This window comes from Arthrobacter sp. ISL-30, assembly GCF_018613855.1.
Taxonomy (GTDB): domain Bacteria; phylum Actinomycetota; class Actinomycetes; order Actinomycetales; family Micrococcaceae; genus Arthrobacter.
Map to the genome: position 1 here is coordinate 49,713 of NZ_JAGGPK010000001.1, position 7,066 is coordinate 56,778.

5 protein-coding genes and 2 pseudogenes are annotated in these 7,066 nt (G+C 64.6%); 2 read left to right on the top strand and 5 right to left on the bottom strand.

Translation table 11 applies throughout. The annotated features are described in order from the left end of the window. Positions 1-2 precede the first annotated feature (2 nt). The gene (gene araA / locus J7E82_RS00240; RefSeq protein WP_214859191.1) at positions 3-1,526 is read left to right on the top strand and encodes an L-arabinose isomerase; all 1,524 of its coding nucleotides are present in this window, start codon (positions 3-5) and stop codon (positions 1,524-1,526) included. Positions 1,527-1,561: 35 nt separating this feature from the next. Here the strand turns inward: araA and J7E82_RS00245 are convergent, their stop codons facing one another. The 5 genes and pseudogenes from J7E82_RS00245 to J7E82_RS00265 all read right to left on the bottom strand — a co-directional run bounded on the left by J7E82_RS00245 (position 1,562) and on the right by J7E82_RS00265 (position 5,929). Continuing rightward, positions 1,562-2,665, bottom strand: coding sequence for a S1C family serine protease (locus J7E82_RS00245; RefSeq protein ID WP_251041240.1), 1,104 nt, complete (start codon positions 2,663-2,665; stop codon positions 1,562-1,564). A 115-nt stretch (positions 2,666-2,780) separates the two neighbouring features. Then, positions 2,781-3,587 (bottom strand): annotated as a pseudogene (locus J7E82_RS00250) (GntP family permease); the annotation flags it as partial. After that, positions 3,588-4,661, bottom strand: a complete 1,074-nt coding sequence (locus tag J7E82_RS00255) for an IS630 family transposase (protein WP_374223568.1) — start codon at positions 4,659-4,661, stop codon at positions 3,588-3,590. Positions 4,662-4,713: 52 nt separating this feature from the next. After that, positions 4,714-5,307 (bottom strand): annotated as a pseudogene (locus J7E82_RS00260) (GntP family permease); the annotation flags it as partial. A gap of 73 nt (positions 5,308-5,380) precedes the next feature. Beyond that, on the bottom strand, positions 5,381-5,929 hold the full coding sequence (locus J7E82_RS00265) for a gluconokinase (protein ID WP_214859193.1): 549 nt from the start codon (positions 5,927-5,929) through the stop codon (positions 5,381-5,383). Positions 5,930-6,118: 189 nt separating this feature from the next. Between J7E82_RS00265 and J7E82_RS00270 the strand changes: the two genes are divergently transcribed. Next, positions 6,119-6,853, top strand: a complete 735-nt coding sequence (locus J7E82_RS00270) for a FadR/GntR family transcriptional regulator (RefSeq protein WP_214859195.1) — start codon at positions 6,119-6,121, stop codon at positions 6,851-6,853. Positions 6,854-7,066 lie beyond the last annotated feature (213 nt).

Sequence of the window (7,066 nt, forward strand, 5' to 3'; positions counted from 1 at the left end):
CGATGAGCACCGCCGCTAACAGCACGTCCCTTGAGCAGTATGAGGTCTGGTTCCTGACCGGAAGCCAGCACCTCTACGGCGAGGATGTCCTGAAGCAGGTAGCCGCGCAGTCGCAGGAGATTGCAGCAGCCCTGAACGAATCCTCCGAGGTGCCGGTCAAGCTCGTCTGGAAGCCCGTCCTGACGGATTCGGATGCCATTCGCCGCACCGCCCTGGAGGCAAACTCCAGCGACGCCGTCATCGGCGTGACCGCCTGGATGCACACCTTCTCCCCGGCGAAGATGTGGATCCAGGGCCTGGACATCCTCCGCAAGCCGCTGCTGCACCTGCACACCCAGGCGAACAGGGATCTGCCCTGGGCGGACATCGACTTCGACTTCATGAACCTGAACCAGGCCGCCCATGGCGACCGCGAATTCGGGTACATCCAGTCTCGCCTCGGCGTGCCGCGGAAGACTGTAGTCGGGCACGTGTCCAACCCCGAGGTCGCTCGCCAGGTCGGTGCCTGGCAGCGAGCCTCCGCTGGATGGGCCGCCGTCCGCATCCTCAAGCTCACCCGTTTCGGCGACAACATGCGCAACGTCGCCGTTACCGAAGGCGACAAGACCGAAGCGGAGCTGCGCTTCGGCGTCTCCGTCAACACCTGGTCCGTGAACGAACTTGCCGACGCCGTCCACGGCGCCGCGGAGTCCGACGTCGACGCCTTGGTGGCCGAGTACGAGCGGCTCTACGAGGTGGTGCCGGAACTGCGTGCCGGCGGTGCCCGGCACGAGTCGCTGCGGTACAGCGCGCGGATCGAACTCGGCCTGCGGTCCTTCCTGGAAGCCAATGGCTCCGCTGCTTTCACCACGTCCTTCGAAGACCTGGGTGAGCTGCGACAGCTGCCCGGAATGGCTGTCCAGCGGCTCATGGCCGACGGGTACGGTTTCGGCGCCGAAGGCGACTGGAAGACGGCCATCCTGGTCCGTGCAGCGAAGGTGATGGGTGCTGGCCTGCCCGGCGGTGCCTCGCTCATGGAGGATTACACCTATCACCTCACTCCTGGCCAGGAGAAGATCCTGGGCGCGCACATGCTCGAGGTTTGCCCGTCCCTGACCGCAAAGAAGCCGCGCGTGGAAATCCACCCGCTGGGCATCGGTGGCAAGGAAGACCCCGTCCGCATGGTCTTCGACACCGACGCGAGCCCCGGCGTCGTCGTCGCCCTGTCCGATATGCGCGACCGCTTCCGCCTCGTCGCCAACGCCGTGGACGTTGTCGACCTCGACGAACCGCTCCCTAACCTGCCCGTCGCGCGGGCACTTTGGTCCCCGAAGCCGGACTTCGCGACGTCGGCCGCCGCCTGGCTGACCGCCGGCGCAGCGCATCACACCGTGCTTTCCACCCAGGTCGGTATGGACGTGTTCGAGGACTTCGCCGAGATCGCCCAGACCGAACTGCTGACCATTGATGACGGCACCACCATCAAGCAGTTCAAGAAGGAACTGGCCTGGAACGCGGCATACTACAAGCTGGCTGGCGGCCTGTAGGCCCCGCTTTTGGGGCAGCGGCCGACGGCGGGAGCTTAGCCTTCTGTCGCCGGCCGTGCCTCAAGCACCACTTTCGCCTCCTGGGTGTCCGCACCCCTGCGATATTCGAGGGTCACTGTCTGGCCGGGAGTCTTGTTCCGGAGCGCAGCCAAGAGGTCCTCCGGGGCGTCGAGCTTGTCGCCCTCCAGCGCCAGTAGCACGTCTCCGGGCCGTAATCCGGCATCTGCCGCCGGGCCGCCCCGGACCACTGATATGGCCAAGACGCCATCCGTGTTCGGAAGGCCCAGCTGCTCCGCAATCTGGGGCGTGATTTCGGCGGGGGAGAGGCCGATAAAGGAGTGATCGGCCGTGCCGTCCTCCAGCAACTGCTCGGCCACGCGAACCGCCGTCGCGGCAGGAATCGCGAAGCCGAGCGCCACGGCGCCGGACTGCGGCGGGATGTAGGCCTCGCTGATTCCAATGACTTCACTGCGGGAGTTCACCACCGCACCGCCGGAATTGCCAGGGCTGATGGCGGCATCCGTCTGGATCAGGTCCACCAGTGACTGGCTGCTCGCGGCTGACCCGGGAATCTGCCGATGAAGTCCGGAAATGATGCCCGATGTCGCGGTGTTTTCGAATCCCAGCGGAGACCCGATGACAACTGCCAGTTCCCCAATACGGGGCAGGTCCGTCTGGAACTTCGCAGCTGGCAGGCCCGTGCGCTGGGCTTCCACCAGCGCTAGATCCGAGATCGGATCCGTGGCACGCACTGTCCCGGCCACGCGCTGCCCGTCGGCGAACGCCACCTCAACGTCGGAGTTTCCGCGCACGACGTGTTCGTTGGTCAGGATCAATCCGTCGGCGGCATAGACCACGCCGCTTCCCACCCCGTCCTGGGTAAACACCGTGACAACGGACGGCTGGACGTTCTCGATGATGGCGGGAATGTCCGCAGCGGCCTGGGGCGGCTGCGGAGCCTGGGTGTTCTGGTTGTTTTGGGTGTTCTGCCCCGGGGGCGGGCTGGCGCCTGGAGAAGTGGGAGCCGTACCCGGATTGCCCGTGCAGCCGGTCGCCATCAGGATGACGACGGCGGCTCCGGCGGCAAGGGCGCGGACGCGGCCCCTTCGACGGCGTGGTGCGGCTGGCAAGGACTCCATGGGCTTCCCCTCTCGCAGCAGGTTGCTTAAAGTATCGCGGGGAGACATTGGCCGGGCCAGAGGATTTGTGCCCCGAACGAGAGCCGCTTGCATGGGGCCGAATTGGGAGCCCGTGTCAGCCGGCGACCCCCGCGAGCCAGAAGATGATGGCGGCGATGGCGAAACCCATGACGCCGATCAGCGTCTCCATCACTGTCCAGGTGAGCAGCGTGGTCTTCACGTCCATTCCGAAGAATCGGCCAACAAGCCAGAACCCGGAGTCGTTCACGTGCGACACCACCACCGAACCAGCGGCGACTGCGATGACCAGGGCAGCAATCTGCATGCCATTGAGTCCGGCGGCTGCTACGGCCGGGGCAATCAGGCCGGCCGTAGTGGTCAGCGCGACGGTGGCGGAACCTTGGGCGATGCGGAGAATGGCGGAGATCAGGAAGCCGGCCACGATCAGCGGGATCCCCAGGTTGCCAAGGACGTCGGCCAGTGCGGAGCCAATGCCGGAGGTAGGGAGGACGCCTCCGAACATACCGCCGGCACCGGTGATCAGGATGACCGAGCAGACCGGTCCAAGGGAGGATTCGAGCAGCTTCTCGATGGCTCCGCCGTGCACTCCCCGGCGCGATCCGAGGACGAAGACGGCCACGAGCACTGCGATGAGTAGCGCCACCGGGGTTTCGCCGAGCGTGCGGAGAAGCTGGAACCAGAGTTCATTGCGGGCGGATTCCGGCAGGACGCCGGATGCTGCGAGCGTGTTGAGGCCGGTGTTGACGAAGATCAGCACGAGCGGCAGCAGCAGCAGGCCAATGATGGTGCGGAAGCGGGGCGGGTGCGCTTCGGCTTCAGCGCTTGCATGGCCCAGCAGTTCCGGAACGGGAAGGGTCAGCCGCTTGCCGGTATACAGACCGTAGAGGTAGGCAGTGACGTACTAGTGGGCTGAGTCTTTAGTTGTTTTTGGTTTGGCTTTGGCGAGGATTTGCTCGGGTGTTTTGGTCCATACGAATGGTGTGGACCGGGAATTCCAGCCGTTGATGAACGCCCGGATCTTCCGGTTCAGGTCGGTGACGGAGGTGAACGTGCCGCGGTGGATTGCCTGGCGTTCGATGATGCCGAACCAGACCTCGACCAGGTTCAGCCATGAACCGGAGGTCGGGGTGAAGTGGGTGTGGATGCGCGGGTTGGCGGCCAGCCAGTGCCTGACCTCGGCTTTTTTGTGGGCCGCGTAATTGTCCATGACCAGGTGCAGTTCCTGCCCTGGGTAGGCTTTCGCGACCTGCTTCAGGAAGGCCAAGAACTCCTGATGCCGGTGCCGGGGCTTGGTTGCCGCGGTAACTTTGCCTGTCGCGATCTCCAGCGCGGCGAACAGCGTTGAGGTCCCATGCCGCACATAGTCGTGCGTGCGCCGGGCAGCCAGGCCGGGTTGCATCGGAAGCATCGGCGCCGTCCGGTCCAGTGCCTGGATCTGGCTTTTTTCATCAACGCAAAGAACGACGGCGTTCTCCGGCGGCGCCAGATACAGGCCCACCACATCGGTGACCTTCGCCACCAGTTCCGGGTCGGTGGAGAACTTGAACGTCTCCATGCGCCACGGCTTCACCCCGGCCTCCCGCCACGCCCTGGCCACGGTGGCGAAATCAATCTTCAGGTGCGCCGCCAGCAGCCGCGAGGACCAATGGGTCACCCCGAGCTTTTTCGGTGGCGGGGCCAGCGTGGCGGCGATGATCTTCTTCCGATCAATCTCCCTGGGCCGGCCGCTGCGCGCCTCGTCACTGAGCCCGGCCATTCCACGGTCCTGATACCGTCCCCGCCACGAGGTCACGGTCGGCTGGGAGACCCCCACCAGCTCGGCGATCCGGTAGTTCGCCACTCCCTCCGAAGCCAGCAATACGATCCGCGCCCGCTGCGCCAACCCCGCCGATCCCATGGAAGATCGCACCAGAGACGACAGTCGGTCACGATCACCCTCACGCAACACCAGGGCAGGAGCAGGACGATTCGCCATGCCCCAATCATCCCAAGCCCAACATCAAACAAACATAAGACACGGCGCACTAGGTAGGGATCGCGGTCAGGAGGCCGACGATCAGCACCAGCCCGATATTGGCATCGAAGAAGGCCGACGCCGACACCGGACCCGGGTGGGGCGGCAGGAAGATGTGCATAACGGAGAACGCGCCGGCAGCGGGCAGGCCGTACCGGAGGACCCCGCCACCCAGTCGGTGCGCCACAGCAAAGACCACGGGCAGCATGACCACAAGGCCGGCGTCGAAAAAGATGGGGAAGCCGAAGATCAGCGAGGCGAGGCCGAGCGCGAAAGGCGCCCGCTTTTCACCGAACACGCAGATCAGGTAGTCGGCCAGGACCTTGGCCCCGCCGCTGATCTCCACCATCCGACCGAGCATCGCACCCAGCCCGACCAGCAGGGCCACCGTGCCCAGGGTGGTGCCGAAGCCATTAACCAGTACCGGCACGATCTGGTTGGTGGGAATGCCAGTGGCGAAAGCGGTGGCGAGGCTGACCAGGATCAGGGCGACCAGGGCGTGCATGCGCAGCCGGATGATCAGGAAGAGCAGGACAGCGATTGCCGCTGCCGCGATGAGCAGGAGCGGTCCGGCTCCCAGCGTTTGAGTCCATCCTTCGATGGTCATGGTTCTCCTTTGAAACAGGTTTTGTTAGGGGTGATGCTGATAAGCAGCGGCGCCGGTCTGGCGTGACGCCCGGTCAGGCGGGGGTGAGAGGCTGCGCGGCGCGAGTCAGCTGCAGCGCGCTGATGATGTCATCGACGAGTTGTTCGGGAGAGCGGGAGATGTCCAATCGAAGGCTTCCTCCGGCCAGTTCGTCTGCAGACAGGGGCTCAAGGGTGGCCAACTGGCTGGGCAGGAGCGTGGTCGGCATGAAGTGGCCCTCACGGTTTTGCATGCGTTGCCCGAGGAGTTCCGCAGCGCCGTCGAGGTGCAGGAAGGCGACGCGGCCCTCCGCCTCAGCCAACAGGCTGCGGTAGCTGGCCTTAAGCGCCGAACAGGTCAGGACAGTGCTGTTTCCTGCTTGTGCCTGCGTTGTCATCCAGTTGCGGATCTGCAGCAGCCACGGCCAGCGGTCCTCATCCTGCAGGGGGATGCCCTGGCTCATTTTGCTGATGTTGGCTTCGGGATGGAACTCGTCCGCCTCAGCCTTGACCCAGTGAAGGGCATGCGAAAGTTCTTCGGCAATGGTGGACTTGCCGGCTCCGGCAACGCCCATGACAACAAGGTGGGTGGGAGGACACTTCATTGTTCAATCTCCAGTGGAAGACGTCGTTGGCTTCGGGTGAAGCGCTGGCGGGCTGTCTGGCCGCCGGTGAAAAATAAGATAGCACCATTTTGACCGATAGGTACTATCTTTATGTAACACAAGTCATACCTTTCGCCTCTGGGTCGGTTAGTCTGGAGGTGCACTTCGCGTGCCTACAGGGAGGTTTGGATGTCGACGGCGACAGAGGACGAAAGCGGGACAACGCCAGCGGGCAGTTCGGGCCCCGCCCTGCATCAACGGGTCCTTGACGCAGTGGGGGAGGCTATTGCCTCAGGCGCGATGCCCCCCGGCCAGCGCCTGACCTTGGACGACCTGCAGCAGGACTACGGAATTTCCCGCACAGTCGCCCGCGACACCATGCGGGTCCTGGAATCAATGAACCTGGTCTACTCCCGCCGGCGGGTGGGGATCGTGGTGCAGAATCCTGAGCTGTGGAACGTCTTCGATCCCAAGCTGGTGAGGTGGCGGCTGGCTTCGGAACGGCGCGCGGAGCAATACAGCAGTCTCACGGAACTGCGGATCGCGGTTGAGCCTATTGCCGCCGCCGGTGCGGCACGGCGGGCTAGTGCTGCTGAGCGAAACAGGCTTTTGGGATTGGCGGCCGAGCTGCGGCGGCTGGGTGAGGCCGGAGACCTGGAGGGGTTCCTTGCCGCGGACATCGCTTACCATCAGCTGCTGTTACACAGCTGCGGCAATGAAATGTTTATGGCGCTGGAGGGCATGGTGGCCGAGGTCCTCACCAGCCGCACCCGCCAGGGCTTGATGCCCTTCCGCCCGAGACCGGAGGCACTCCAGGCACATGAAGACGTTGCCGCCGCTGTTGCCGGGGGCGATGCCAAGGCCGCTGAGGCGGCCATGCACCACATCCTTGATGAGGTGCGGAATGCGATGGGGTTGGATTAGGGGCTGAAAGCTCGCAACTTCCGTTTTCGGGGGCAAGCCCAAGTCGCTAGCAGTTGTTGTCGTTATGCGCGCGGCGGAGTCAAGTAGTCGGGGCAACGCTGGGGTTTAGGCTGCCAGCAGCAGTTCGTTGAGCCGGTTGGCTGGGGTTTGCAGGTTCAGGGTGGGCCGGGGCCGGCGGTTGAGTGTGGCGGCGACTCGGCGGAGGTCTTTCGG

What these genes read in the sequence shown, in the direction of transcription:
- araA (WP_214859191.1), top strand. Translation starts at nt 3, where the DNA reads ATGAGCACCGCCGCTAACAGCACGTCCCTTGAGCAGTATGAGGTCTGG.
- J7E82_RS00245 (WP_251041240.1), bottom strand. Translation starts at nt 2,665, where the DNA reads ATGGAGTCCTTGCCAGCCGCACCACGCCGTCGAAGGGGCCGCGTCCGC.
- J7E82_RS00255 (WP_374223568.1), bottom strand. Translation starts at nt 4,661, where the DNA reads ATGGCGAATCGTCCTGCTCCTGCCCTGGTGTTGCGTGAGGGTGATCGT.
- J7E82_RS00265 (WP_214859193.1), bottom strand. Translation starts at nt 5,929, where the DNA reads ATGAAGTGTCCTCCCACCCACCTTGTTGTCATGGGCGTTGCCGGAGCC.
- J7E82_RS00270 (WP_214859195.1), top strand. Translation starts at nt 6,119, where the DNA reads ATGTCGACGGCGACAGAGGACGAAAGCGGGACAACGCCAGCGGGCAGT.